Source organism: Bradyrhizobium sp. 35 (assembly GCF_023073215.1).
Lineage (GTDB): Bacteria > Pseudomonadota > Alphaproteobacteria > Rhizobiales > Xanthobacteraceae > Bradyrhizobium > Bradyrhizobium canariense_D.
Window position 1 is genome coordinate 1 of the sequence record NZ_JADPJC010000034.1, and the last position, 729, is coordinate 729.

Genomic DNA, 729 nt, shown 5'->3' on the forward strand with positions numbered 1-729 from the left:
CGGCCGAGGCCCGAACAAACTCCGGATGTGATCTGCTGCGTGCACCGAACCATCGGCCGAGGCCGCAGTAGAGCAAAAACGCTAAGATGCGAGAGTAAGTGGTGGCGCCCCGGTGGTCAACGCGGAGCGTGCATGTATGCAATATGCAAGCCGGATCGCCTGGCCTGATATGAATTTGTACGGTCCGGAGGTCGTTATAAGTATGCCGTATATGAGCTCACCCAGACCAGAATGGAGGCGAGCATGCCAATAACCCCCGCATTTGGGGCAAAAGCAGTTGCGTTTCCGGACATGCCGAGCCTGAGCGACCCGCCGCTCATTTCGTCCGGAATGGAGATCACAGCCGGAAAACCCGAGGCGCCGCCGATTGCATTGGTCCGCGCCAGGGTCCCGGATGCGGCAATCTGCCCCTGACCTATTCCTTTTGGAATTTCGGTGACTTTGGCGTGATAAATGCGGCCTGGATCATTGTCGAAGACGATATTGACGGGTGCGCCGGCCTTGATGGTCTGAAATCCGTTCTGCGCAAAGGTCCCGACAATTGTAATTTCATTCTCCACGATGAACGGCATGGCTGAGCGCAGTTGGAAGGCGCGATCGCCCACCGTCAAGGCCACCGCCGTCGCGAAACCGTCGGCAGGCGCGCGGATCGTTGTTTGCGCCAGCTCCCAAGTGGCGCTCTCCAATTGCGCCTGCATTTGCGCAACAGTCGTGTTGACGCCGCCGATC

1 pseudogene is annotated in these 729 nt (G+C 58.7%); it reads right to left on the minus strand.

Features of this window, described 5'->3' with window-relative positions:
• Nucleotides 1–194: 194 nt before the first annotated feature.
• Nucleotides 195–729: pseudogene (locus tag IVB36_RS06290) on the minus strand (HlyD family secretion protein); the annotation flags it as partial.